The 25,641-nt window shown below is 63.8% G+C and carries 24 protein-coding genes, 1 tRNA gene and 1 pseudogene; 14 read left to right on the top strand and 12 right to left on the bottom strand.

What is annotated here, in order from left to right; all coding sequences use genetic code 11:
• Positions 1-32 precede the first annotated feature (32 nt).
• From accC to ACTHNZ_RS11555, 7 genes and pseudogenes are all read left to right on the top strand, one after another.
• Positions 33-1,400, top strand: coding sequence for an acetyl-CoA carboxylase biotin carboxylase subunit (accC, locus tag ACTHNZ_RS11585; protein WP_440542629.1), 1,368 nt, complete (start codon positions 33-35; stop codon positions 1,398-1,400).
• A gap of 52 nt (positions 1,401-1,452) precedes the next feature.
• Complete coding sequence (prmA, locus tag ACTHNZ_RS11580) at positions 1,453-2,367, top strand: 50S ribosomal protein L11 methyltransferase (RefSeq protein ID WP_440542628.1); 915 nt, start codon at positions 1,453-1,455, stop codon at positions 2,365-2,367.
• 84 nt (positions 2,368-2,451) lie between these two features.
• Positions 2,452-2,520, top strand: a pseudogene (locus ACTHNZ_RS11575) (MJ0042-type zinc finger domain-containing protein); the annotation flags it as partial.
• Positions 2,521-3,594: 1,074 nt separating this feature from the next.
• Positions 3,595-4,107 (top strand): DUF3426 domain-containing protein, encoded by a 513-nt coding sequence (locus ACTHNZ_RS11570; RefSeq protein ID WP_440542743.1) that lies wholly within the window; start codon positions 3,595-3,597, stop codon positions 4,105-4,107.
• A gap of 76 nt (positions 4,108-4,183) precedes the next feature.
• Complete coding sequence (tpx, locus tag ACTHNZ_RS11565; RefSeq protein ID WP_440542627.1) at positions 4,184-4,684, top strand: thiol peroxidase; 501 nt, start codon at positions 4,184-4,186, stop codon at positions 4,682-4,684.
• A 103-nt stretch (positions 4,685-4,787) separates the two neighbouring features.
• Positions 4,788-5,726 carry a carbohydrate kinase family protein gene (locus ACTHNZ_RS11560; RefSeq protein WP_440542626.1) on the top strand — a complete coding sequence of 313 codons (939 nt, stop codon included), beginning with the start codon at positions 4,788-4,790 and terminating at the stop codon, positions 5,724-5,726.
• Positions 5,727-5,757: 31 nt separating this feature from the next.
• Positions 5,758-6,234 (top strand): glycine zipper 2TM domain-containing protein, encoded by a 477-nt coding sequence (locus ACTHNZ_RS11555; RefSeq protein WP_440542625.1) that lies wholly within the window; start codon positions 5,758-5,760, stop codon positions 6,232-6,234.
• A gap of 217 nt (positions 6,235-6,451) precedes the next feature.
• Here ACTHNZ_RS11555 and ACTHNZ_RS11550 read toward each other — a convergent pair whose 3' ends face one another.
• From ACTHNZ_RS11550 to ACTHNZ_RS11520, 7 genes are all read right to left on the bottom strand, one after another.
• Positions 6,452-7,003 carry a histone H1-like DNA-binding protein gene (locus tag ACTHNZ_RS11550; protein WP_440542742.1) on the bottom strand — a complete coding sequence of 184 codons (552 nt, stop codon included), beginning with the start codon at positions 7,001-7,003 and terminating at the stop codon, positions 6,452-6,454.
• A gap of 28 nt (positions 7,004-7,031) precedes the next feature.
• A complete protein-coding gene (locus tag ACTHNZ_RS11545; protein WP_440542741.1) occupies positions 7,032-7,361 on the bottom strand; it encodes a hypothetical protein in 330 nt (109 codons plus the stop codon).
• Between the two features lie 85 nt (positions 7,362-7,446).
• The gene (locus tag ACTHNZ_RS11540; RefSeq protein WP_440542624.1) at positions 7,447-8,679 is read right to left on the bottom strand and encodes a ribonucleotide-diphosphate reductase subunit beta; all 1,233 of its coding nucleotides are present in this window, start codon (positions 8,677-8,679) and stop codon (positions 7,447-7,449) included.
• Between the two features lie 296 nt (positions 8,680-8,975).
• Positions 8,976-11,978: a ribonucleoside-diphosphate reductase subunit alpha gene (locus ACTHNZ_RS11535; RefSeq protein ID WP_440542623.1), complete on the bottom strand. Its 3,003-nt coding sequence runs from the start codon at positions 11,976-11,978 to the stop codon at positions 8,976-8,978.
• Positions 11,979-12,456: 478 nt separating this feature from the next.
• Positions 12,457-13,044 carry a 1,6-anhydro-N-acetylmuramyl-L-alanine amidase AmpD gene (gene ampD / locus ACTHNZ_RS11530; RefSeq protein WP_440542622.1) on the bottom strand — a complete coding sequence of 196 codons (588 nt, stop codon included), beginning with the start codon at positions 13,042-13,044 and terminating at the stop codon, positions 12,457-12,459.
• A complete protein-coding gene (locus ACTHNZ_RS11525; protein ID WP_440542621.1) occupies positions 13,041-13,340 on the bottom strand; it encodes a PP0621 family protein in 300 nt (99 codons plus the stop codon). The genes ampD and ACTHNZ_RS11525 overlap by 4 nt, the downstream gene beginning before the upstream one ends.
• Before the next feature lie 5 nt (positions 13,341-13,345).
• Positions 13,346-14,242, bottom strand: coding sequence for a cytochrome C assembly family protein (locus tag ACTHNZ_RS11520; protein WP_440542620.1), 897 nt, complete (start codon positions 14,240-14,242; stop codon positions 13,346-13,348).
• An 85-nt stretch (positions 14,243-14,327) separates the two neighbouring features.
• Here ACTHNZ_RS11520 and ffh point away from each other — a divergent pair, with 85 nt between their 5' ends.
• The gene (gene ffh, locus ACTHNZ_RS11515; RefSeq protein ID WP_440542619.1) at positions 14,328-15,695 is read left to right on the top strand and encodes a signal recognition particle protein; all 1,368 of its coding nucleotides are present in this window, start codon (positions 14,328-14,330) and stop codon (positions 15,693-15,695) included.
• 91 nt (positions 15,696-15,786) lie between these two features.
• Positions 15,787-16,338, top strand: coding sequence for a hypoxanthine-guanine phosphoribosyltransferase (locus tag ACTHNZ_RS11510; protein ID WP_440542618.1), 552 nt, complete (start codon positions 15,787-15,789; stop codon positions 16,336-16,338).
• Between the two features lie 165 nt (positions 16,339-16,503).
• Here the strand turns inward: ACTHNZ_RS11510 and ACTHNZ_RS11505 are convergent, their stop codons facing one another.
• Positions 16,504-18,240 carry a proline--tRNA ligase gene (locus ACTHNZ_RS11505; RefSeq protein ID WP_440542617.1) on the bottom strand — a complete coding sequence of 579 codons (1,737 nt, stop codon included), beginning with the start codon at positions 18,238-18,240 and terminating at the stop codon, positions 16,504-16,506.
• A gap of 255 nt (positions 18,241-18,495) precedes the next feature.
• Here ACTHNZ_RS11505 and ACTHNZ_RS11500 point away from each other — a divergent pair, with 255 nt between their 5' ends.
• Entirely contained in the window at positions 18,496-19,134 is a 639-nt protein-coding gene (locus ACTHNZ_RS11500) for an RNA pyrophosphohydrolase (RefSeq protein WP_440542740.1), read from the top strand.
• Positions 19,135-19,228: 94 nt separating this feature from the next.
• Positions 19,229-19,780: a CNP1-like family protein gene (locus ACTHNZ_RS11495; RefSeq protein WP_440542616.1), complete on the top strand. Its 552-nt coding sequence runs from the start codon at positions 19,229-19,231 to the stop codon at positions 19,778-19,780.
• 128 nt (positions 19,781-19,908) lie between these two features.
• Here the strand turns inward: ACTHNZ_RS11495 and proB are convergent, their stop codons facing one another.
• The 4 genes from proB to rplU form a co-directional block, all read right to left on the bottom strand.
• Complete coding sequence (gene proB / locus ACTHNZ_RS11490) at positions 19,909-21,027, bottom strand: glutamate 5-kinase (protein ID WP_440542615.1); 1,119 nt, start codon at positions 21,025-21,027, stop codon at positions 19,909-19,911.
• A gap of 95 nt (positions 21,028-21,122) precedes the next feature.
• Positions 21,123-22,229: an Obg family GTPase CgtA gene (gene cgtA / locus ACTHNZ_RS11485; RefSeq protein ID WP_440542614.1), complete on the bottom strand. Its 1,107-nt coding sequence runs from the start codon at positions 22,227-22,229 to the stop codon at positions 21,123-21,125.
• Positions 22,230-22,375: 146 nt separating this feature from the next.
• Positions 22,376-22,639: a 50S ribosomal protein L27 gene (gene rpmA, locus ACTHNZ_RS11480; protein WP_102609563.1), complete on the bottom strand. Its 264-nt coding sequence runs from the start codon at positions 22,637-22,639 to the stop codon at positions 22,376-22,378.
• Between the two features lie 24 nt (positions 22,640-22,663).
• Positions 22,664-22,975, bottom strand: coding sequence for a 50S ribosomal protein L21 (gene rplU, locus ACTHNZ_RS11475; protein ID WP_102643954.1), 312 nt, complete (start codon positions 22,973-22,975; stop codon positions 22,664-22,666).
• Positions 22,976-23,258: 283 nt separating this feature from the next.
• On the opposite strand from rplU, the gene ACTHNZ_RS11470 reads away from it, so the two are divergent.
• From ACTHNZ_RS11470 to ACTHNZ_RS11460, 3 genes are all read left to right on the top strand, one after another.
• On the top strand, positions 23,259-24,251 hold the full coding sequence (locus ACTHNZ_RS11470; protein ID WP_440542613.1) for a polyprenyl synthetase family protein: 993 nt from the start codon (positions 23,259-23,261) through the stop codon (positions 24,249-24,251).
• A 37-nt stretch (positions 24,252-24,288) separates the two neighbouring features.
• A tRNA-Pro gene (locus ACTHNZ_RS11465) sits at positions 24,289-24,365 on the top strand.
• Between the two features lie 25 nt (positions 24,366-24,390).
• The gene (locus ACTHNZ_RS11460) at positions 24,391-25,506 is read left to right on the top strand and encodes a DUF6538 domain-containing protein (RefSeq protein WP_440542612.1); all 1,116 of its coding nucleotides are present in this window, start codon (positions 24,391-24,393) and stop codon (positions 25,504-25,506) included.
• Positions 25,507-25,641 lie beyond the last annotated feature (135 nt).

The following is a 25,641-nucleotide window of genomic DNA, read 5'->3' as shown; positions in this document are numbered from 1 at the left end:
GCACGAGCCCCTTTATGCGTCGGACCCAAGCCATGTTTGAAAAAATTCTCATTGCCAATCGCGGCGAAATTGCGTTGCGCATCCAGCGCGCATGCCGCGAACTCGGCGTCAAGACGGTCGTCGCCTACTCGACTGCCGATAAAGACGCCAAGTACGTGAAGCTCGCCGACGAGGCCGTCTGCATCGGACCGGCGCCGTCGCCGCAGAGCTACCTGAACATGCCCGCGCTGATCAGCGCGGCGGAAGTGACCGATGCCGAAGCGATTCACCCCGGCTACGGCTTTCTGTCGGAGAACGCCGATTTCGCCGAGCGCGTCGAGCAGTCGGGATTCGCCTTCATCGGCCCGCGCCCCGAGACGATCCGTCTGATGGGCGACAAGGTGTCGGCCAAGCAAACGATGATCAAGACCGGCGTGCCGTGCGTGCCGGGCTCGGAAGGCGCCCTGCCGGAAGATCCGAAGGAGATCATCAAGATCGCGCGCGCGATCGGCTACCCCGTCATCATCAAGGCCGCGGGCGGCGGCGGCGGCCGCGGCATGCGCGTCGTCCATACCGAGGCGGCGCTCGTGAACGCCGTCAACATGACGCGCGAGGAAGCTGGGCGCGCATTCGGCAACCCGCAGGTCTACATGGAGAAGTTCCTCGAAAACCCGCGCCACATCGAAATTCAGGTGCTCGCGGATTCGTTCAAGAACGCACTGTGGCTCGGCGAGCGCGACTGCTCGATGCAGCGCCGCCATCAAAAGGTGATCGAGGAAGCGCCCGCGCCCGGCATCGCGCGCCGTCTGATCGAGCGCATCGGCGACCGCTGCGCCGATGCCTGCAAGAAGATGGGCTATCTCGGCGCCGGCACGTTCGAGTTCCTCTATGAGAACGGCGAGTTCTACTTCATCGAAATGAACACGCGCGTGCAGGTCGAGCACCCGGTCACGGAGCTGATCACGGGCGTCGACATCGTGCAAGAGCAAATCCGCATCGCCGCCGGCGAAAAGCTCATGCTGCGCCAGCGCGACATCGTGTTCCGCGGTCACGCGATCGAGTGCCGGATCAACGCCGAGGACCCGTTCCGCTTCACGCCGTCGCCGGGACGCATCACGTCGTGGCACACGCCGGGCGGCCCGGGCATCCGCGTCGATTCGCACGCGTACAACGGCTACTTCGTTCCGCCGAACTACGATTCGATGATCGGCAAGCTGATCGCCTACGGCGCGACGCGCGAGCAAGCGATCCGCCGCATGCGCATTGCATTGTCGGAAATGGTCGTGGAAGGCATTCTGACGAACATCCCGCTGCATCGTGAGCTGATGCTCGACGGCGGATTCGTCGAAGGCGGCACGAGCATTCACTACCTCGAACACCGGCTCGCGGAAAAGCAGCAAGCCGCACCGGAAGAAGCGTGATGAGCCTGTCGCCACGCTCCCTTGGCTCGCTCGCTGCTAGGATGAGTCCACGATGAGCTACCGCGAATTGATCGTCGAGCTCGACCGGACGCGCGCGGAAGCGTTGTCCGACGCGCTGCTCGACCTCGGCGCGCTATCGGTATCGGTGGAAGACGCCGATGCCGATACGCCCGACGAGCAACCGCTATTCGGCGAGCCCGGCCTCACGCCCGACCGGACGGCGTGGCAGCATTCGCGCGTCGTCGCGTTGCTCACGCCCGAGCAAGACCCGGCCGTGCTCGCGGCCGCCGCGGCCAATGCGATCGGTCTGACGGACACGCCGCCCTTCACCGTGCGCGAAGTGCCAGAGCAGGACTGGGTGCGCCTCACGCAATCCCAGTTCGAACCGATCGCGATCGGCAAACGCATTTGGGTCGTGCCGTCTTGGCACGATGCGCCCGACCCGCAGGCGCTGATTCTCGAACTCGATCCGGGCCTCGCTTTCGGCACGGGCAGCCACCCCACCACCCGGCTGTGCATGGAGTGGCTCGAGGAATCGGTGACTCCCGGGCAATCGGTGCTCGACTACGGCTGCGGCTCGGGCATCCTGGCGATTCTCGCCAATAAGTGCGGCGCGGCGCCTGTCGTCGGTGTCGACATCGACCCTCAAGCCGTCGAATCGGCCCGGCTGAATAGTGAGCGCAATCGAGCCATCGTTGCCTACTCGCTGCCCGACGATTGCCCCGCTGGACAATTCGACATCGTCGTTGCGAATATTTTGTCGAACCCGCTCAAATTGATGGCATCGATGCTGAGCGCGAAGGTGAAAACCGGCGGACGCATCGCGCTGTCGGGCGTGCTTGCGCGGCAAGCCGAAGAAGTTGCGGCCGCTTATCAGCCGTGGATCGACATCGGTGTATGGCGCGAGCACGAAGGCTGGGTCTGCCTAACCGGCGTGAAGCGCACCGCCGCCCCCGATGGCCATTGAGGCGCGGCCGAACTCGCGGCGGGAAACCGATAGAATAGCGCCTATCGATCGACGCACCGGCTCGCCCCGGTTCTCCCGCCCACCATGGTTCTAGCCACTCGCTGTCCTCACTGCGAAACGGTTTTCCGCGTGCAGGAAGCCCTGCTCGCGGTGTCCGGCGGGTTCGCCCGCTGCGGACACTGCCACGAAGTTTTCAATGCACGGAGCAATCAGCTCGACCCGCATGCGGGCGCGCAGCCCACTGCGCCGGAACCCGAATCGGCACCGCTCCCCCCGGTAACCGAGCACGAGAGCAGACGCGATGACGAACACGCGTCCGCGCGTGACGCCGAGGCCGAAGCGCAAGCCGAGCGCGAAGCCCGAGAGCGCGCCGAAGCCGAAGCCGAAGCCGAAGCCGAAGCCGAAGCTCAAGCTCGCGCTGAAGCCGAAGCTCAAGCTCGTGCGGAAGCCGAAGCTCAAGCTCGTGCGGAAGCCGAAGCTCAAGCTCGCGCGGAAGCCGAAGCCCAAGCTCGCGCGGAAGCCGAAGCCCAAGCTCGCGCGGAAGCCGAAGCTCAAGCTCGCGCGGAAGCCGAAGCTCAGGCTCGTGCGGAAGCCGAAGCTCGGGCTCGTGCGGAAGCCGAGGCTCAAGCTCGTGCGGAAGCCGAAGCTCAAGCTCGCGCGGAAGCCGAAGCTCAGGCTCGTGCGGAAGCCGAAGCTCGGGCCGAGCAGGAAGCCCAGGAACGGGCCGACGCGCTCGCTCCTCGCTCCGAAGCCGTACCTGAAACCGAGCACGAAGTTCGAGAGCACGGCGAAAACGGGGCGCACGCATCCCATTTCGTCGAAGAAGCTCCGCCCCCCGCCCCGGACGTACTCCACGACGAGCCGAAGCCATCGGAGCCGATCGAACCCGCCCCAGACGAACAGGCAGAGCCGCCTGCCCATCCGGCTTGGGCTCGGTCGAGCGAACCGCTGTGGCACGACGACGAGCCTCATTTCAACGGCCGTGCCCCGGCCGAAACGGAAGCGGAAACGGAAGTCGAGGCGGCAGGCGAAGTCAACGCCGATGCCGACGGCGAGCCGCACATCGAGCCGCAACTTCGCGCCAGCCTAGGCGCCCAAGCTCAAGCAGAGGAACAAGCCGCAGCCGAACCTCGCTTCGGCCAAGCGCAGGCCAGCGCCCACGCCGGGGCGGTTCCGCCGCTCTTCGCGGAGCCGCCCGAGTCCGATGATGCCGAACGCCACTTCGCGATGACACGCGAGGCGCGCGCCAAATCGCCCGGCCGGGCGATCGGGTACCTGCTGGGCGGCATCGTCGCCCTCGTGCTGATCGCCGCGCTGATCGCGCAACTTGCGTGGTGGCAGCGCGAAGCGGTCATGGTCTACTGGCCCGATTCGCAACCGCTGTTCGCGCGCGTCTGCGAGCAGTTCGGTTGCCGGCTCTCACCGCCGCGCGACATCGACGGGCTGCAGGTCGAAGCGTCCGATCTGCGTCAAGTCGACGGCCCGCACCGCCTCGAGTTGCGCGTGCCGCTGCGCAATCGCTACGGCATCGCGCTTGCCTATCCGGCGATCGAGCTGACGCTGTTCGACGACAAGAACAACGTCGCGATCCGTCGCATCCTGTGGCCGCAAGATTACGTGCCGCCCGGCACGGCGATCGCGGCCGGCCTGCCCGCGCATGCGACGCAAACGATGATCGTCCGCCTGGACAGCGGCAATGCGATCGCGACGAACTTCCGCGTCCAGATCTTTTACCCGTAGCGCAATCCGGGCGCGGCGGCACGCGCGCCCACCATTTCGCACTTGCGACAACCTCAAACGAACATCCGGAGCTAACATGAGTCAAGTCACGCTGGGCGGCAACCCGATCGAAGTCGGTGGCGCGTTTCCGTCCGTCGGCCAAAAGGCCCCCGAGTTCTCGCTCGTCGGCAAGGATCTGAAGCCGGTCACGCTCGCCGATTTCGCCGGCAAGCGCAAAGTGCTGAACATCGTCCCGAGCCTCGACACGCCCACGTGCGCCACGTCGACGCGTAAGTTCAACGAAGCCGCGGCCAAACTGCAGAACACGGCCGTCATCGTCGTCTCCGGCGATCTGCCGTTCGCCGCGACGCGCTTTTGCACGACCGAAGGCATCGAGAACGTCGTCACGGCCTCGACGTTCCGCGGTCACGAGTTCGCGCAAGCGTACGGCGTCGATGTCCTGTCGGGCCCGCTCACGGGCCTCACGGCGCGGGCCGTGGTCGTCGTCGACGAAAACGACAAGGTCGTGCACGCCGAGCTCGTGGGCGAGATCAAGAACGAGCCGAACTACGACGCGGCACTGAGCGCGCTCAAGTAAGCCGCATCGCCCGCTACCGCTAGACGAAGCACGCCGCGCTGAAGATCCTCAGCGCGGCGTTTTCGTATGGCCCCCCATTGAACCACGCATAGGAATTCTTGCCTTGGCTACGCTGATTTGCGGCTCGCTCGCCTACGACAACATCATGACCTTCCAGGGGCGCTTTCGCGAGCACATCCTGCCCGAGCAGGTCCATATCCTGAACGTGAGCTTCCTCGTGCCGACGATGCGCCGCGAGTTCGGCGGCTGCGCCGGCAACATCGCCTACTCGCTGAATCTGCTCGGCGGCGACGCTCGCATCATGGGTACGATCGGCGAAGTCGACGGCCAGCTCTATCTCGATCGCATCAAGAGCCTCGGCCTTCGCACCGACCACGTGCGCGTCGTACCGGACACGTACACGGCCCAAGCGATGATCACGACCGATCTCGACAACAATCAGATCGCCGCGTTCCACCCGGGCGCGATGATGCAATCGCATCTGAACCACGCCGATCAAGCTCAGGACATCACGCTCGCGATCGTCGCGCCGGACGGCTACGACGGCATGGTCCAACACACGGAAAAGCTCGCCGCCGCCGGCGTGCCGTTCGTCTTCGATCCGGGCCAAGGCCTGCCGCTGTTCTCGGGCGACGCGCTCAAACGCGCGATTGAACTCGCCACCTACGTAGCAGTCAACGACTACGAGGCAAGTCTCGTCAGCAACAAGACGGGCTGGTCGCTCGATGAAATCGCTCAGCGCGTGAAAGCGCTGATCGTGACGCGCGGAGAGCACGGCGCGCGGATCCATCACGGCGGCAAGTCCGAAGACATTCCTGCGGTGCCTGCCTCGACGGTCGTCGACCCCACCGGTTGCGGCGATGCGTTTCGCGGAGGATTGCTTTACGGCATCGAACGCGGTTTGGATTGGGCCACGACGGGCCGTTTAGCGAGCCTGATGGGCTCGCTGAAGATCGAGCATGCCGGGCCGCAAACCTACACGCCCAGCGCCGGTGAAATCGACGAACGATTCAAGCAGGCCTTCGGCTATAGCTTGCGGTAATACCCGTAATACCCTTGTGGAGCAACAGACAATGAAAACATCGACTCGAGTGATGCTCATCACGCTGATGGTCGGTACCGTGACCATGACGGGGTGCGCCTACAACAGCAGTTCGCCCGACGTTTATACGGCGGGCCAGGCGCAGCGCGAGGAATCCGTTCGGTTCGGTACCGTCGAAAGCGTCCGCGCCGTGACGATCTCGTCGAACGACGGGCAGCCGAGCGGGCTCGGCGCAATCGGCGGCGGCGCGCTGGGCGCCGTCGCGGGCAGCGCGTTCGGCGGCGGCCGAGGCTCGATCGCAACGGCCATCATCGGCGGCATCGCCGGCGCCGTCGCAGGCAATGCCGTCGAAAACGGCGTCGCGAAGCGCAACGGTCTCGAAATCACCGTGCGGCTCGACAACGGCGATCTGCGCGCCATCACGCAAGCGGCCACCGGCGAGGTGTTCCAAGCGGGGGATCGCGTGCGTCTGCTCTCGAGCGCCGGCGTCACACGCGTCACGCACTGAGCCTTCGAGCCCTCGGACTCTCGCGCCCTTTCCCGCCGCCCTCCACGCTCGCAATGTTCGCGTGGCCGACTAGTCCGCGGGGCATAACGAACGCATGACGACCTAGACGTGAGCATAAAAAGACCCCGCCGCCGGCGAACCGGTGACGGGGTCTTTTCATCGCTACCGGTGTGCGGCGATTGCGGCCGCGATGCGCCGCGCTCGCCGCACCGTCCTATTACGGACGGCTGCCGGTCGGGAACGGCCAAGCAGCGGCCGGGTTCAACGCGGTCTTCACCGTCGATGCAGGCGCCGTCGATGCGGCAGCAGGCGCAGCAGGGGCAGCGGGTGCGGCAGCAGCTTTCTTCGCCGCAGCCTTCTTCGCAGGGGCAGCCTTCTTCGCAGGAGCGGCCTTCTTAGCAGGCGCAGCCTTCTTGGCGGCAGCCTTCTTCGCAGGCGCAGCCTTCTTAGCGGCAGCCTTCTTAGCAGGCGCAGCCTTCTTGGCGGCAGCCTTCTTCGCAGGCGCGGCCTTCTTGGCTGCAACCTTCTTCACGGCCGCTTTCTTGGCCGGTGCTGCCTTTTTCGCCGCAACCTTCTTCACTGCGGCCTTCTTGGCCGGTGCCGCCTTCTTCGCCGCAACCTTCTTCACTGCGACTTTCTTGGCTGCAACCTTCTTAGCCGGTGCCGCCTTCTTCGCAGCGACCTTCTTCACTGCGACCTTCTTCGCCGGAGCTGCCTTCTTGGCCGGAGCGGCTTTCTTAGCGGCGGGTTTTTTCTTGGCTGTTGCCATTGTTTTCTCCTTCAGGTTTGAGAATGAGTCAGTTCGAACTACACCCTTCTTCAAACCCGCTTCCCGCTGCGCGCCGGCGTTGGCGGCGCGCGCTGCGAAGCGGGCTATTCATCGGCGTACGCAAAAACCTAGTGCTTACGCTAATGAATGCGGTAAGGCGTGCCGTACCCAAAGGCACAGCACGCCAGATCGAGTTGGCCGGCGAGCGCCATGCGCTCGCCCAGCCCGATATTCGCTCGTGACAAGCCGGTGGCCAGGCCACCGGCTTTTTTAGGGGGTAGTTCGCCCATCCCACCGAAGGGTTCGCAAAGTGCCTGTCGTGTTTGTGGGCGGTTGCACCGCCGGGCACGCTTTGCATTAGGCGTTCTTGCTCCTTACCTTGTCCGCCGCGGCGGTTGTCGCGGCGGCGCCCCATCATCATTCATTGCATCAGTCAGCACGCGTCATTCCCAAGACAGCGCACCGCCGGTTTGATATTCAATGACTCGCGTCTCGAAGAAGTTGCGTTCCTTCTTCAGGTCGATCATCTCGCTCATCCACGGGAACGGGTTCTCCTCGTTCGGGTAAAGCGGATCGAGGCCGATCTGCTGGCAACGGCGGTTGCAGATGAAGCGCAGATAGCTCTTGAACATCGACGCGTTGAGTCCCAGCACGCCGCGCGGCATCGTGTCCTCGGCGTAGCGGTATTCGAGCTCGACCGCATGCTTGAACAGCTCGCGAATCTCCTCGCGGAATTCGCGCGTCCACAGGTGCGGGTTCTCGAGCTTGATCTGGTTGATCAGGTCGATGCCGAAATTGCAGTGCATCGACTCGTCGCGCAGGATGTATTGGTACTGCTCCGCCGCGCCCGTCATCTTGTTCTGCCGGCCGAGCGCGAGAATTTGCGTAAACCCGACGTAGAAGAACAACCCTTCCATGACGCAGGCAAAGACGATCAGCGACTTCAGCAGTTTCTGGTCGGCTTCGAGCGTGCCCGTCTTGAACGCCGGGTCGGTCAGCGTGTGGATGAACGGGATCAGGAACTCGTCCTTGTCGCGGATCGAGGTGACCTCGTGGTAGGCATTGAAGATCTCGCCTTCGTCCAAGCCCAGCGATTCGACGATGTACTGATAGGCGTGCGTGTGGATCGCCTCTTCGAACGCCTGGCGCAGCAAGAACTGCCGGCACTCGGGCGCCGTGATGTGGCGGTAGGTGCCCAGCACGATGTTGTTCGCGGCGAGCGAATCGGCCGTCACGAAGAAGCCGAGGTTGCGCTTGACGATGCGGCGCTCGTCTTCGGTCAGCCCGTTCGGGTCCTTCCAAAGCGCGATGTCGCGCGACATGTTGATTTCCTGCGGCATCCAGTGGTTCGCGCAGCCGGCGAGGTACTTCTCCCACGCCCACTTGTACTTGAACGGCACGAGTTGGTTGACGTCGGTGCGGCCGTTGATGATCCGCTTGTCGGCGACGTTCACGCGCGCCTCGGATGCAGCGGCGGGTTGTTCGGCAACGGGTGCCGCCGCGTACGGAGCGACGGCAACGTCGTTTGCGAAGATGGTTTGCGCGGGCAGCGCTTGCGTCGCTGTGCGCGCCGCCGCTTGCGTTTCGACAGCCTGACCCGCGGGGTTGCGCAACGCATTCAGTTGCGAACCGCTCGAGGGAGTTACGGCAGTCGTCTCGTCATCCCAGTTGAGCATAAATTCTCACCATCAATTTAGATCGGTTTGTACCATCTTTTCACGAGCGATAAAAGGGTTCGCTCGCGAAAAACCTTGTTTTTCGATTCGCCCTGCGACCTCGATACAACACTTTGTTCGTTGCGTCGCATACGCGAGATCGTCGATGACGCGTGAAGCGTCGTCTCGATGCGTTGCGAAGTGCATCCCACATCGATCGCGAAGCGCGCGTCTCGTTCTCTTTGTCGTTCGCGCGCCCCGCTCCGTTCATGCCGGCGCTCAGCTGATGCGCCGGCTCGCGACAGATGCCGCTGCAGTTACTGGCAAGCCTCGCATTCGTCGAAACCCGGATCGCCGGGGCGCAGCATGCAGACGGGGCCATCGGGCTGCGGCTCTTGCGCCGCCGCGACGGACGCCGCGCTCATGCCGCTCATCGACGAGCCCGCGCCACCGATCGACGACGCGCCACCCGATGCACCGAAGCCGCCTGCCGCTCCGCCGCCGCTCGCACCGCCGTCCGCCGAGGGCACCGCGTTGAGCGCGCCGTGCGCGACCGTCGACTTCTCGACGTGCGTGGCCGCCATCGTGCGCAGATAGTAGGTCGTCTTCAGGCCGCGCAGCCATGCGAGCTTGTAGACCTCGTCGAGCTTCTTGCCCGATGCGCCCGCCATATAGATGTTCAGCGACTGCGCCTGGTCGATCCACTTCTGACGGCGCGACGCCGCTTCCACGAGCCACTTCGGATCGACTTCGAACGCGGTGGCGTAGATGGCGCGCAGATCGGCCGGCACGCGGTCGATGCGCGAAAGCGTGCCGTCGAAGTACTTCAGATCGGCCACCATCACCTCGTCCCACAGCCCGCGCGCCTTCAGGTCACGCACGAGGTAGTCGTTCACCACCGTGAATTCGCCCGACAGGTTCGACTTCACGTACAGATTTTGGAACGTCGGCTCGATGCAGGCCGATACGCCGATGATGTTCGAGATCGTCGCCGTGGGCGCGATCGCGACGCAGTTCGAGTTGCGCATGCCGTAGGTCGCGATGCGCGAGCGCAGCGTGGCCCAGTCCATCGTCTCGGACGTATCGACCTCGACGTAGCCGCCGCGGGCGTCGGAGAGCAGCTTCAACGTGTCCTGCGGAAGGATGCCGCGATCCCACAGCGAGCCGCGATAGCTCGAATACCGGCCGCGCTCCTCGGCCAGCTCCGTGGAGGCGTAATAGGCGTAGTAGCAGACCGCTTCCATCGAACGGTCGGCGAATTCGACCGCTTCGTCGGACGCATACGGCGTGCGCAGCACGTGCAGGCAATCCTGGAAGCCCATGATGCCCATGCCGACCGGGCGGTGCTTCAGGTTCGAGTTGCGCGCCTTCGACACCGCGTAATAGTTGATGTCGATGACGTTGTCGAGCATGCGCATCGCCACGCTGACCGTGCGCTTGAGCTTGTCGTGATCGAGCGCGTAGCGGCCGTCGGCCTGCTTCACGAGGTGCGCGACGAGGTTCACGGAGCCCAGGTTGCAGACGGCGATTTCGCTGTCGCTCGTGTTCAGCGTGATTTCGGTGCACAGGTTCGACGAATGGACGACGCCGACGTGCTGCTGCGGCGAACGGACGTTGCAAGGATCCTTGAACGTGATCCAGGGGTGGCCCGTCTCGAACAGCATACCGAGCATCTTGCGCCAGAGCTGGGCGGCCGGAATCTTCTTGAACAGCTTGATCTCGCCGCGCGCCACCTTCTCTTCATATGCCGCGTAAGCCTTCTCGAAGTCCGCGCCGAACTTGTCGTGCAGATCCGGGCAGGTGGACGGCGAGAACAGCGTCCAGTTGCCGCCTTCCATCACACGCTTCATGAACAGGTCGGGAATCCAGTTGGCCGTGTTCATGTCATGGGTACGGCGGCGATCGTCGCCCGTGTTCTTGCGCAGCTCGAGGAACTCCTCGATGTCGAGGTGCCACGATTCGAGATACGCGCAGACGGCGCCCTTGCGCTTGCCGCCCTGATTCACGGCCACCGCCGTGTCGTTGACGACCTTCAGGAACGGCACGACGCCTTGTGACTTGCCGTTCGTGCCCTTGATGTGCGAGCCGAGCGCGCGCACGCGCGTCCAGTCGTTGCCGAGACCGCCGGCGAACTTCGACAGCAGCGCGTTTTCCTTCAGCGCTTCATAGATGCCGTCCAGATCGTCCGCGACCGTCGTGAGGTAGCACGAGGACAGCTGCGAGCGGCGCGTGCCCGAATTGAACAGCGTCGGGGTGGAGCTCATGAAATCGAACGTCGAAAGCACGTTGTAGAACTCGATGGCCCGCGCCTCGCGATCGATCTCGTTCAGCGACAGGCCCATGGCTACGCGCATAAAGAATGCCTGCGGCATTTCGATGCGTGTACCGTCGACGTGCAGGAAGTAGCGGTCGTACAGCGTTTGCAGGCCGAGGTAGCCGAATTGCAGATCGCGGCTCGCGTCGAGTGCCGCGCCCAGGCGCTTCAGGTCGAACTGCAGCAGCTTTTCGTCGAGCAATTCCGCTTCGATGCCGTGCTTGATGAACTGCGGGAAATACTCGACGTAGCGCTCGCCCATTTCGCTTTGCGTCACTTCCTCGCCGAGGATTTCGCGGCGGATCGTGTGCAGCAGGAGGCGAGCGGTCGCTTGGCTGTAGGCCGGATCCTTCTCGATCATCGTGCGCGCCGCCAGGATGGCCGAGTCGTAGACCTGGCTCATCGGCACGCCGTCATAGAGGTTCTTGACCGTCTCGGCGACGATCGGCTCGGCGCTCACGGCATCGCCGAGCTGCTCGCAAGCCGATTCGATCAGGGCGCGCAGTGCCGGCAGATCGAGAGGGCGCGTGACGCCGTTGTCGACGACGTTGAGGCCGGCGGACGGCGCGGCGGCTTCCTGGCCGTGGCCGCGCTCCTGATTGCGCTTCTCGCGATACAGCACGTAGGCCCGGGCCACGTTGTGCTCGCCGCCGCGCATCAGCGCGAGTTCGACTTGATCTTGGATGTCTTCGATATGGAACGTGCCGCCGTTCGGGCGGCTGCGCACGAGCGCGCGCACGACGTTTTGCGTCAGCTGCTCGACGAGCTCGCGCACGCGCGCGGACGCGGCGCCTTGCCCGCCGTTGACGGCCAGGAACGCCTTCGTCACGGCGATCGCGATCTTGGACGGCTCGAACGACACGACGCTGCCATTACGGCGGATCACTTTGTAGTCCGCGAAGGTCGCCTGCGGCGCGAGCGGCTGCGCGTAAGCGGCCTGGCCGCCGAGCGCGTGCCCGGCTTGCGCACCTTCGTGCTGGCTCGTCATGTTGTCGGTCGTTTGCATGTGCAAAGCTCCTGATCTTGGATGTGCGGTCAAACCGCGGATTGGAACAACCGCCGCGCCACCCCGAGCGCGAACGATGAGGGGCGGGAAAAGAAACGGAACGATCGGGCTGCCTGGCAGCGCGACTCGAGAAAGACGACGGCCTTCGTCATGTTCTAGCGGCTCCTGCGCGTCCCGTTCTTCCCCCGAAGGTAGAACGCCGAGCATCGCCCGGCGTTCTACCCGCATGATTTGCACGCCGCTTTCTGCGGTCTCGGCGCCTCGCTCGATGCTCGGACACCCCGGCGTGTCGACACAATATCTAGTGCACTTGCGTCGTGCTGATACAAAGTATAGTGGACGCATCGGCCAATTCAAAAAGGTTTATTTGAGGCCGAACGCTTGACTTTTCATTAACCGAGCCGGGACAAGGACTTACCGCAAACGCAAGCTGCATGCGCTTTTGCGCGAGTCGCGGCAGCGTGCGAACCGGCGGCGGCTAGGCGCGCAAATAGGGGAAATACCGATCCGCGAGTGCCGTGTCGCGCCGCACGCGTGGCCAATCGAAGTGAGGACCCGGGTCCGTTTTGCGGCCAGGCGCGATGTCCGAATGGCCGGCCAGCGCCTCGACGGGATAGCGCGCGCAAAGCGCGGCGACGAGCGGCGCGAGCGTCTCGTACTGCGCCGCTTCGAACGCACTCGCGTCGTCTCCCTCGAGTTCGATGCCGATGGAGAAATCGTTGCAACGTTCGCGCCCGAAGAAATTCGAGACGCCCGCGTGCCACGCGCGCTGCGCGCACGAGACGAACTGCTCGAGCACACCGTCGCGTCGAATCAGGAAATGCGACGAGACGCGCAGGCCGCGCAAATGCGCGTCGTAATAGGGATGGGCGTCGCAGTCGAGGCGATTGAGAAACAGATCGGCGATCGCCGTGCCGCCGAACTGGCCGGGCGGCAAGCTGATGTTGTGGATGACGATGAGCGTGGGCACGGCGCCGGGGGGACGCGCCTCGAAATTCGGCGAAGGCCGCACGCGCGCGCCGCACGCCCAGCCGTCGTCGCCGACGGCGAAGGGCACCGCGTTCATCGGCCCTCGCGGCCGCCCGCGCGCGCGGCATGGCGCTGCGCATGCTCGACGCTGCAAAAGTAGTGCGCACCGGCGCGAACCGAATCGCTCTGCGGGGCGTGCACGCCGCACACGGCGCAGCGCACCATCGGCTCGGCGAGTTGGCGCGGCGCACGCCGAGCAGCGCCTGCCGCGCCACGCGGCGCGCCGGGGCGTGCCCCGCCTCGTCCGGCGGCTTCGGTTTGAGCGGCGCGCATCGTTTTCACGAGCCAACGCGCAGCGAGCACGAACACGACGATGAGAAAAATCTGGCGCATGACGATCAGACGACGGGACGGTGCAACAGCACCTCGAAAACGAAACGGCTGCCGACGTAGGCGAGCAGCAAGGCCACGAACGACGCCAGCACCCAGCGCAGGGCGGCGCGCCCGCGCCAGCCCGAAATGTGGCGCCCGGCGAGCAGCGCCGCGAACATGAGCCAGGACAGGATCGCGAACACGGTCTTGTGATCGAACATCAAGGGCCGGCCCAGCCATTGCTCGCTGAAGAGTACGCCGGAAATCAGCGTGAGCGTCAGCAAAACGAACCCCGCGCCGATCAGGCGAAACAGCAGCTTCTCGAGCGTCAGCAGCGGCGGCAGCGTATCGAGCCAGCTCGCGATCCAGCCGCCGTGGCCATCGAGCACGCTACGCAGCGTGTGTAGCCGGCGCTCGGCGAACAGCATCAGGACCGCATGCAGGGCGGCGATCGCGAACAGGCCGTAAGCCATGTTGGCGATGATGAAATGCGTCTTGAACAGCGGCGCGGCGGCGAAGGACAGAACGTGCACGCCGCCGAACGCGAGCGGCATCAGCGCAGCGAGGCCCGCGAGCGGCAGCACGAGCAGGCCGAGCCCCTCGAGCGGGAAGAAGAAGCTTTCTATCCAATAGATGCAGGCGCCGAGCCAGAACATGGCCGACAGGGCGAACGCGAACCCGAACACCATCGCGTCGTGCGGGAAGATCGTGATATGCAGCAGCACCCCGTGCGCGACGAGCGCGGCAAGCAGCAGCACCCGTCCCGCGCGGGGCGAGCCCGATGCGCGCGCGCGCGGCGGCGCCGGCACGGGCGGCACGCTCGAGAGCATCGACGGCGCGCCCTCGGTGCGATGCGCGCGCCAGCCGGCGACGGCAAGGCCGCCATAAAGGAGCGCGGTGAGGGCATACAGTACAATATCCATGTTCCAAGTTTACACTAGGCCGCCGCACCCGCCCCGCCCCAACGCGATGGGCGCGCAGCGGCCGCTGTGCTTCCTACGGCTCCCCATGCTCGACACACTTACCCAACGGATGGCGCGCGTCGTCAAGACGCTGCGCGGCGAAGCCCGCCTCACCGAATCGAATACGCAGGAGATGCTGCGTGAAGTCCGGCTCGCCCTGCTCGAGGCCGACGTGGCGTTGCCCGTCGTCCGCGATTTCGTCGCCAAGGTCAAGGAAAAGGCGCTCGGCGAAGAAGTGCTGTCGAGCCTGTCGCCGGGCCAAGCGCTCGTCTCGGTCGTGCAGCGCGAGCTCACGGCCGTCATCGGCGGCGACTACGAAGGCAAGGCGGCCGAGCTCGATCTCGCCGTCACGCCGCCGGCGGTCATTCTCATGGCGGGCCTGCAGGGTGCCGGTAAAACGACGACTTCGGGCAAGCTCGCCAAGCTCTTGCGCGAAAAGTACAAGAAGAAGGTGCTGACCGTCTCGTGCGACGTCTATCGTCCAGCCGCCATCGCGCAGCTCAAGACGGTGACGGAGCAAGTCGGGGCGGATTTCTTCCCGTCCGAACCGAATCAAAAGCCCGTCGACATCGCGCACGCCGCGCTCGACTGGGCCAAGCGCCACTACCATGACGTGCTCATCGTCGATACGGCCGGTCGTCTAGGCATCGACGAGGCGATGATGCAGGAGATCGCCGCGCTGCACGCTGCCGTGAAGCCGGTCGAAACCCTGTTCGTCGTCGATGCGATGCTGGGGCAAGATGCCGTCAACACGGCCAAGGCGTTCAACGATGCGCTGCCGCTCACGGGCGTCGTTCTCACGAAGCTCGACGGCGACTCGCGCGGCGGTGCCGCGCTCTCGGTGCGCCACGTCACGGGCAAGCCGATCAAGTTCGTCGGTGTGGCCGAGAAGCTCGACGGGCTGGAGGTGTTCTACCCCGAGCGGATGGCGAACCGCATTCTCGGGATGGGCGACATTCTTGCTCTGGTCGAGGAGGCACAGCGCAACGTCGACGTCAAAGCCGCGCAAAAGCTGGCGGACAAGGTCAAGAAGGGCGGCGATTTCGACCTCAATGATTTTCGCGCGCAGCTCTCGCAGATGAAGAACATGGGCGGCTTGTCGACGTTGATGGATAAGCTCCCCGCGCAGTTTCAGCAAGCCGCGGCCGGCGCCGACATGGGGCAGGCCGAAAAGCAGATGCGCCGGATGGAGGGCATCATCAATTCGATGACCCCGGCCGAGCGCGCGAAACCCGAGCTCATCAAGGCGACGCGCAAGCGCCGCATCGCGGCGGGCGCGGGCGTGCAAGTGCAGGAGGTGAACCGGATGCTCAATCAGTACGAGCAAATGCGAACGATGATGAAGAAGCTCAAGGGCGGCAACCTGCAGAAGATGATGCGCGGCATGAAGGGTATGCTGCCGGGCATGCGCTGAGCGTAGCATTGCGAACCGCAGGGGTTTATGCCGTGGCGCGCATCGCCGCGCCGCTTCACACTATGTATACAGTCATCGCACGCCGAACGCCATGAATCGCGAAGAAGCTCTCCACATTTTTCAGCACTCCGAGGAAATCGTCTCCGCCTCGGAAGTGAATGCCTCGATCGAAAGAATGGCGAAAGCCATCCGCGCGCAGATCGGTGAAGACTTTCCGCTGCTGCTGTCGGTGATGGGCGGGGCCGCCGTGTTCACTGGCATGCTGCTGCCGCATCTCGATTTTCCGCTCGAGTTCGACTACATCCATTTGACGCGCTACCGCAATACGACCCAGGGTAGCGCCGACATGCAATGGCGCGTGGCGCCGGCCGAGTCGGTCAAGGATCGCGTCGTGCTCGTGCTCGACGACATCCTCGACGAAGGCGAAACCATGGCGGCGATCCGGGACCGCATTCTCGCGATGGGTGCTAAGCGGTTCTTGAGCGCCGTGCTCTGCGAGAAGCAGCTCACGAAAGCCAAGCCGCTGCGCCCCGATTTCTGCGGCTTCGAAGTGCCCGATCGCTACGTATTCGGTTGCGGCATGGACGCCAAGGGGTATTGGCGCAACTTGCCGACGATCCGCGCACTGACCGAAGGCGCTTGACGCCGGCCATCGTGCGCGGCAATTCGCGCCAAACCAATCGTTAAGGCATCGCAGGGGCCCCGCGATCGGGGCTGCCGTGATTCCGAGGCTACTCGAAGTTCACCGTGCGACGTCTGGCCGCCGCCGCGAAGGCAGCGGCCCGAAGTACCGTCAATCCGTCCGCCGTCAAACCGCGAGTGCCGCGCGGATCTTCTGAGCCGCGAAACCGGCAGCCTGCTCGATCGGCAGCAGCGTCGGCTCCGTGTCGCGGCGGCCCTGATACTCGACCTTCCCCTCCTTGAGCCCACGCTCGCCGATGACGAGGCGATGCGGCACGCCGATCAGCTCCCAATCGGCGAACATCACGCCGGGGCGCTCGCCGCGATCGTCGAGGATCACGTCGATACCGGCTTCCGACAACTGCGCGTAGAGCTTGTCCGTCTCGGCGCGAACGCTTTCGCTGCGGTCATAGCCCATCGGGCACAGCACGACTTCGAAAGGCGCGATCGCCTCGGGCCAAATGATGCCGCGATCGTCGAAGTTCTGCTCGATGGCCGCGCCGAGAATCCGCGTGATGCCGATGCCGTAGCAGCCCATGATCATCGGCTGCGGCTTGCCGTTTTCGTCGAGGAACGTCGCGCCCATCGCTTCCGAATACTTCGTGCCGAGCTGGAAGACGTGGCCGACCTCGATCCCGCGGCAAATTTCGATGACACCTTTGCCGTCCGGCGAAGGATCGCCGGGGCGGACGTTGCGAATGTCGGCCACGACGGGCTCGGGCAGATCGCGCCCCCAGTTCACGCCCGTCGTATGGAAATCGACTTCGTTCGAACCGACGACGAAATCGCTCATGTTCGCCACCGTGCGATCGGCCACCACCTTGATGGGCTTTTTCGTGCCGATCGGCCCGAGGTAGCCCGGCGGCGTGCCGAACCATTCGACGATCTCGGATTCGGTCGCAAAACGGAAGCCCGACAGCCCCGGCAGCTTGCCGACCTTCACTTCGTTCAATGCATGATCGCCGCGCAACATCAACAGCCAAATCGTGGGCTCGGCACCTTCGTTCTCGGTTGCAAGGATGATCGACTTGATCGTGCGCGTGAGCGGGATGTTCAGAAACTCGGCAACGGACTCGCACTTCGCTTTACCGGGCGTGGCCGTCTTTTGCATCGCCTCGCGCGGAGCCGCGCGCTCGGCATAAAGCGGCAGCGCCTCGGCAGCCTCGACGTTGGCGGCGAAATCCGAATCGGGGCAGTAGGCGATGTCGTCCTCGCCCGTTGCCGCGATCACGTGAAATTCCTGCGAGCGATTGCCGCCGATCGAACCGCTGTCGGCGTTGACCGCGCGAAACTCGAGCCCGATGCGCGTGAAGATGCGCACGTAAGCCTCGAACATCTTGCGATACGACTCGTCCAGGCCGGCTTGGTCCTTGTCGAACGAGTAGGCGTCTTTCATGGTGAACTCGCGGCCGCGCATCACGCCGAAGCGCGGGCGGATTTCATCGCGGAACTTCGTCTGGATCTGATAGAAGTTCACCGGCATCTGGCGGTAGCTCTTGATCTGATTGCGCGCGATGTCGGTCACGACTTCCTCGTGCGTCGGCCCGATCACGAAATCGGTTTGCTTGCGATCCTTGAAGCGCAGCAGCTCCGGCCCGTATTGCTCCCAGCGCCCCGATTCCTGCCAGAGCTCGGCCGGCTGCACGGCCGGCATCAGCAATTCCAGCGCGCCCGCGCGGTTCATCTCCTCGCGCACGATCGCCTCGACCTTGCGAATCGAGCGCAGCCCGATCGGCAAGTAGCTGTAGATACCGCCTGCGGCGCGCCGGATCATGCCCGCGCGGAGCATCAACTTGTGGCTGACGACTTCAGCGTCGGCCGGGGCTTCCTTCAGAGTGCCGATAAAGAAACGGGAGGCTTTCATTCAACGATTTTCCAAAAGCGACAGCCCGCAGCGAGCCGCCGAAAGAAGGGAACGAGTGATTTCGAGACGTCAGCGACGACCGCTGCGCGCATGACCGATAGGCTACGCGAAGCGGCGGTATTCGTCAGACAAGCCGCCGGATACACCGAGGGCGCGATTGTTGCAGCGCGAGGAACCCCGATGGTGCATGCCGATGCCAAAGGCTCGTTATCTGTTTATAATCAAAGCAATTTTAAAGGATTCGAAGGTGGTTGTATGCTTGATCGCGAAGGCTTTCGCCCGAACGTCGGCATCATCCTCTTGAACGCGCATAACGAGGTGTTTTGGGGTAAGCGGCTGCGTGAACATTCCTGGCAGTTTCCGCAAGGGGGCATCAAGTACGGCGAGACCCCTTTGCAAGCGATGTATCGGGAGTTACACGAAGAAACCGGCCTGCTCCCGGAGCACGTCAAGATCGTCGGTCGCACGCGCGACTGGCTGCGTTACGAGGTGCCCGACAAGTTCATCAAGCGCGAAGTACGCGGCCACTACCGCGGCCAGAAACAGATCTGGTTCTTGCTTCGGATGGTCGGCCGCGACTGCGATATCTGCCTGCGCGCCACCGATCACCCGGAATTCGACGCTTGGCGCTGGAACGAATATTGGGTGCCGCTCGACGCCGTGATCGAGTTCAAGCGGGATGTGTATCAGTTGGCGCTGACCGAGCTGTCGCGCTTCCTGCGGCGTGCCGCGCCGCGCACGGATAAGCCGCGCGCCCCCCATCACGGCCAGCGGTATCCGCGCGTGTTGAATTCGACGCAGGGGCCGGGGTCCGGCGGCCCAGCGCTGCAGGCGCCCAGCGGTTGCGAGGATACGCCTTCCTTCCCGGCGCCGATCCTCATCATGCCTGATTGACGGGCGCTGCCTGCGCATTGCTCGCTCGATTCCATCGGCGGGCGCTATCATTCGATCTTTCGAATCTTCGCGCCCGTTCATCGAGGTACCCATATTGAAAGCGATCGTTCTCGCGCTGGCCTGTGCGGCCGGCAGTGCCGTGCTGGCCGGCTGCTCGCACATGCCCCCCAATCCCAAAGACGACACTAAGTTCCAATACCTGCTCGACCGCCATCCCGAATGGACCGAAAACAAGGTCGATACGCTGCCCGCGCTGCCTAGCCAGCAGGATTTGATCCCGTTCGAGGTTTCGCAAAACACGCCGCTTCACTTTGCGATCGACGGCAAGTCGCTCAGCGTCGGCTCCGACAACGTCATCCGTTACACGGTCGTCATCACGAGCCCGAGCGGCGCGCGCAACGTCAACTACGAGGGCATCCGCTGCGACACCTACGAATGGAAGCTGTACGCCGGCCTCAATGCCGATCACGACGGCTGGGACCGCACGGTGGCGAACGATTGGACGCGCATCGAGAACGGCAATCTCAATGCCTATCAGGCAGCGCTCTATCAGGACTACTTCTGCGAGAGCAAGGTGCCGACCGGGAAAGCCAACGTGATCGTCGAGCACATGCGCCAGCATCGAACGGCTCGATCGCAGATGTAGCCGTGCCGTCCAGCAAGCCGAACGCCTAAAAACAAGGCCCGCATCGGATGATGCGGGCCTTGTTCATGGAGCCGCCCGCCCGGCTCACCGCTCATTAGGGCACCGGCAGCCGGCAGGACGCTCGACGTTCAGACGATGACCAGATTGTCTCGATGAATCAGTTCAGGCTCGAGCATGTAGCCGAGGATCGATTCGATGTCGGAACTTGCATGGCGGTGTATCAGCTTCGTTTCCGCGCTGCTGTAATTCGTCAGCCCCCGCGCTACCTCGCGCCCCGCCCTGTTCACGCACGCGATCACTTCGCCGCGCGCAAACGCGCCTTGCACGTCGACGACACCAATGGGCAGCAAGCTCTTGCCGCCGGCCGTCAGCTTTTCCACCGCGCCATCGTCGATGACGACGTGTCCGCGCACCTGCAGGTGGTCCGCCATCCACTGCTTGCGCGCCGCTAGCCGCGCCGTGCGCGCGATCAGTTGCGTGCCGATCGCCTCGCCCGCGGCCAGTCGCGTCAGGACGTCCGGTTCGCGGCCGCTCGCGACCACCGTGTTCGCCCCGCTCCCGGCGGCGCGCTTGGCTGCAAGCATTTTCGTCAGCATGCCGCCGCGCCCTATCGCGGAGCCCGCGCCGCCGGCCATCGCTTCGAGCTCGGGGGCGCCTGCATCGGCTTCGCGCACCAGTTCGGCCGAGGGATTCTTGCGGGGATCGGCCGTGAACAAGCCTTGCTGATCGGTGAGGATAATGAGCGCATCGCCCTCGATGAGGTTCGCGACGAGCGCGCCCAACGTGTCGTTGTCGCCGAACTTGATTTCGTCGGTGACGACCGTGTCGTTCTCGTTGATGATCGGCACGACGCCCAGCCGCAGCAACGTGAGCAGCGTGGAACGCGCGTTCAGGTATCGCTCGCGATCGGCCAAGTCGGCATGCGTGAGAAGAATTTGGGCCGTACGGATGCCGTACTCGGTGAACCGGCTCTCATATACTTGCGCGAGGCCCATCTGCCCCACGGCCGCGGCCGCCTGCAATTCGTCGATTTCGCGCGGGCGCTTCGTCCAGCCGAGGCGCTGCATGCCCTCGGCGATCGCGCCCGAACTGACCAGCACGACCTCCTTGCCGCGCTCGCGCAACTGGGCGATCTGCGCCGCCCAGCGGCCGATCGCCGCTTGATCGAGTCCGCGCCCCTCGTTCGTCACGAGGCTGGACCCCACCTTGACAACCAAGCGCTTCGAATCCGCGATGACAGAGCGCATCGTGCGAAAGTCTCCATGAATGATCGGTCGGCCCACCGTCAGCGGTCAGCGGCGGAGGGTGGCGCCCACCCATGCGGGCGCCCGGTGCGCTGCAGTCAGGACTGCGGCACGGCTGCATCGCCGCCCGGCGGGACGTCGCGGAAGCGTACGTCGGCAGCCAGGTCTTCGGCTTGCTCGGCACGATGCGCGTCCGAATGCTCGGACAGGTAATCGTAGACGGCGTAGCACAGATTCTCGCAGCCGAGCCCCGTGAGCGCCGAAATCTGAAACACCGGCCCCTTCCATTCGAACCGCTCGAGGAAGTCGGCCACGCGGGCGTCGCGCTCGTCCTCCGCGATCATGTCGAGCTTGTTGAGCACGAGCCAGCGCGGCTTTTGGAAGAGCGCCTCGTCGTACTTGCGCAGCTCGGCGACGATCGCCTTAGCTTCGGCGACGGGATCGACGCTCTCGTCGAACGGTGCCAAGTCGACGAGGTGCAGCAGTAGCCCGGTACGCTGCAGGTGACGCAGGAATTGGTGTCCGAGCCCCGCGCCTTCGGCCGCGCCTTCGATGAGGCCCGGAATATCGGCGATGACGAAGCTCTTGCTCGGCCCCACGCGCACGACGCCGAGATTCGGCGCGAGCGTCGTGAACGGATAGTCGGCGATTTTCGGCTTGGCGTTCGACACCGACGAGATGAATGTCGACTTGCCCGCGTTCGGCATGCCGAGCAAGCCGACATCGGCCAGCACCTTCAGCTCGAGACGCAGCATCCGGCGCTCGCCGGGCTTGCCGTCCGTCTTCTGCCGCGGTGCGCGGTTCGTGCTCGATTTGAAATGGAGATTGCCGAGGCCGCCGGCCCCGCCTTGTGCGATCAACACCGTTTGCTCGTGTTCGGTCAGATCGGCGATGAGCTCGCCCGTGTCGAGATCGTTGATGACGGTACCCACGGGCATGCGCAGGACGATGTCCTCGCCGCCCTTGCCGTAGCAGTCGGACCCGCGGCCGTTTTCGCCGTTGCGCGCCTGGTGCTTCTTCGCGTACCGGTAATCGATGAGGGTGTTGATGTTGCGGTCGGACACCGCGTAGACGCTGCCGCCTCGGCCGCCATCGCCGCCGTCGGGGCCGCCGAACGGAACGAACTTTTCGCGGCGCATCGACGCGCTGCCGTCGCCGCCGTCGCCGGCGATCACTTCGATCCGCGCTTCGTCAATGAACTTCATCTTTCGCTCCGTCCCGTGTTTCCCGCTATTTTGCCGCTTGCGGCGCACCGACACCATGCGGGTGCGCCAATCCGGACACAGAAGCAAAAAGGCCCCGCCAACTACGCGGGGCCTTCGTTACTGTGTCGCTCCCGTGTCTGATGAACTCAGACCGCGGCCGGGACGACGGTAACCGTATGCTTCTTGTCGGCGCCTTTCGTCGTGAACTTGACGTGGCCGTCGGTCAACGCGAACAACGTGTGATCCTTGCCCATGCCGACGTTGTCGCCTGCATGCATGCGCGTGCCGCGTTGGCGCACGATGATGCCGCCTGCATTGATCGCTTGGCCGCCGTACACCTTGACGCCAAGGCGCTTCGACTCGGAGTCGCGACCGTTGCGGGAAGACCCGCCTGCCTTTTTGTGTGCCATTTGATTGCTCCTTAACCGGTGCGCTTACGCGTTGATCGCGTCGATGCGCAGTTCGGTGTAGTTCTGGCGGTGACCTTGATGCTTCTGGTAGTGCTTCCGGCGACGCATCTTGAAGATCGTCACTTTGGCGTGCCGCCCATGCGATACGACGGTAGCCTTGACGGAAGCCCCACTCACCAGCGGCGTACCGAACTGAATCGATTCGCCTTCGCCTACCGCGAGAACCTGGTCGAGCGTGATTTCAGCGTCAATGTCTGCCGGTATCTGTTCTACTTTCAATTTTTCGCCGACAGCAACTTTGTACTGCTTGCCGCCGGTTTTTATGACCGCGTACATTGAGAACCTCACTCTGTGTGCGCCACGCTACGTGCGTGCGCGCTTGCTTATTGCTTATCCGAACCTGCCTACTGCTGCTTGCTTCTACCTACCTCTTTCTTCCACGTACCGGCTGCCCGGACGTGAAAACGCGTGATTATACATGGAGTTAGCGGCGCGGTCAAAACCCGCTTGCGTCCGCCGCCTCGGCTCGGCGAGCGCGCAGGCGCGCCGGCGCACGCCGGGCGCCCCTCGGGAAGCCGCATACCCTTTATAATCCGCGGCACCACACCATTTTTTGATCATGTCGTCGACCGCCACCTCATCCCCCAGCGCCGCCAACTTGCTCGCCCCCATCTCGGAGGACATGGAGCAAGTCAATCGCGTCATTCGGCAACGTTTGGCCTCCGAGGTGATGCTCATCAACCAGATCTCGGAATACATCATCGGCGCCGGCGGCAAGCGGCTGCGTCCGGCGCTTTTGCTGCTCGTGGCGGGCGCGCTCGGCGACACGACCGGCCATCGGCATGAGCTCGCGGCGATCGTCGAATTCATTCACACGGCCACGCTGCTGCATGACGACGTCGTCGACGAATCCGATTTGCGACGCGGCCGTCAGACGGCGAATGCGCTGTTCGGCAACGCCGCGAGCGTGCTCGTCGGCGATTTCCTTTATTCGCGCTCGTTCCAGATGATGGTCGGCATCGGCAAGATGCGCATCATGGAAATCCTTGCCGAGGCGACGAACATCATCTCCGAAGGCGAGGTGCTGCAGCTCCTGAACATGCACGATGCGGACGTCGACGAAGGCCGCTACATGCAGGTGATCCGCTACAAGACGGCCAAGCTGTTCGAAGCTGCTGCGCAGCTCGGCGCCGTGATCTCGGGCGCCGACGCGCGCACGGAAGCGGCGGCCGCCGAATTCGGGCGGCGCATCGGCACGGCGTTCCAGATCATGGACGATTGGCTCGACTACACAGGAACGGCCGAATCGATGGGCAAGAACGCCGGCGACGATCTGCGCGAAGGCAAGCCCACGTTGCCGCTCATCTACTTGATCGAACGCGGCACGCCCGAACAGTCGGCCCTCGCTCGCGAAGCGATCGAGCACGGCGGCACGGACCGCTTCGACACGATCTTCGACGCGATCTCCCATTCGGGTGCGCTCGATCACACCCTCGAGTGCGCGAAGCGCGAAGCGCAAGCCGCAGCGCAAGCAATTTCTTCGTTTCCCGATTCCATTTACAAAGAAAGCCTGCTAGAATTATGTTCTTACTCGACGGCCCGCCAGTCTTGAACGAGACTGATCAGCCGGAAGAGTCCAGCAGTCAATTCGGGGTGTAGCTTAGCCTGGTAGAGCGCTACGTTCGGGACGTAGAGGCCGGAGGTTCGAATCCTCTCACCCCGACCAGAATTTAAGGCTCGTAAGTAACTGATTGAATTGGGAAACCAAGCCAGTCAATGACTTACGGGCCTTTGTCTTTTCCGGCATCGTCAATCTACCTTGTCAATTCGCGTGTCAAAATATGCGGATGGACGACATGCCGACACTGCCCCCAGGACTGGAACCGCATCCCCAAAGCGGTATCTATCAACTCCGTATCGGCATCCCCAAGCACCTTCGGCACCTGTTTCCTCGCACGCGTAGCGGCAAGCTGGCGACCGATGCTTATAGAGCCAGCCTCAAGACCCGCAACCGCGCTGAAGCGATCACCATCGCACACCGGCTGATAGCCGAACACCGAGTCCGATTTCAGGCGCTGGAGGACAGTACGCGCCCCGCGCCATTCGTCCCGCTGTCAGAAGAGCTAGAGGCTTACATCGCCCAGGCCGTACAAAACCTGGTCTTGGCGCTGGACGAACAAACCCGTGTCACTCCGCTATTGGTTGGCGCCTACAGAGGCCAACGCTCCAATACCGCTGTGGCGACATGGGATCAAACGGGGGATTTCCTGACCCAAGAGCAGGCTGTAGCAGCGCAACGGTTTGACCAGGAACAGGCCCGGGCTTGGAAGGCAGCATTAGCTCGGGGAGACTTCTCGGCCACCCGTGAGTACGTAGACTTCGTTTGTGATCCCCTGTCTATTCGCGTGGAATGGGACACGCCCGAGGGTCGGCTGGCACTTCAGCGCATCACGCGAACTCTGGTTAGGGCCATGGATGCAGTGGCACAAAGAAGCCATGGTGAACCCGTAGATACGCCGCCTGCCCCCGTCATCCCCAAGGGACTCACTCCCGACGACGAACCCGCAAAGAAGACTCGGGAAGCACCCAAAACCGTTCGGGACATGGTGCCATCCTGGCAGCAGTGGAACGGGTATGTCGAGACAGACAACCCTGTAAAGCGCACCCGGAAGGCGCTAGAGTTATTCGAGGAAGCGTGCGGCACAGTCCCCTTGAGCGATCTGACGCGAGCGACCGCAGCAGCCTTTGTCAAGTTCCTGTTGGACAGCAAGGCGCGGGGCTTCGGAGCCAAGACCGCTCACAATCACTACACGTCCGTAAATGCTCTAGTGAACACGGCGGTAAAGGATGGCATCCTCGACTGTTAGCGCCGGTGTAAAAGCGACGTTAAACGACGGCGCAAGGTTGAGCGAATCACTCAAGAACAAAGGGGCCGCGAAGGCCCCTTTGTCATCCGTGACATCGATCAGAACGGCGGATCGCGCTCGTTGAGCGGCAGCTCG

The sequence above is a fragment of the Trinickia sp. genome, assembly GCF_051953955.1.
Lineage (GTDB): Bacteria > Pseudomonadota > Gammaproteobacteria > Burkholderiales > Burkholderiaceae > Trinickia.
This window is presented reverse-complemented; position numbering and strand designations above follow the sequence as displayed.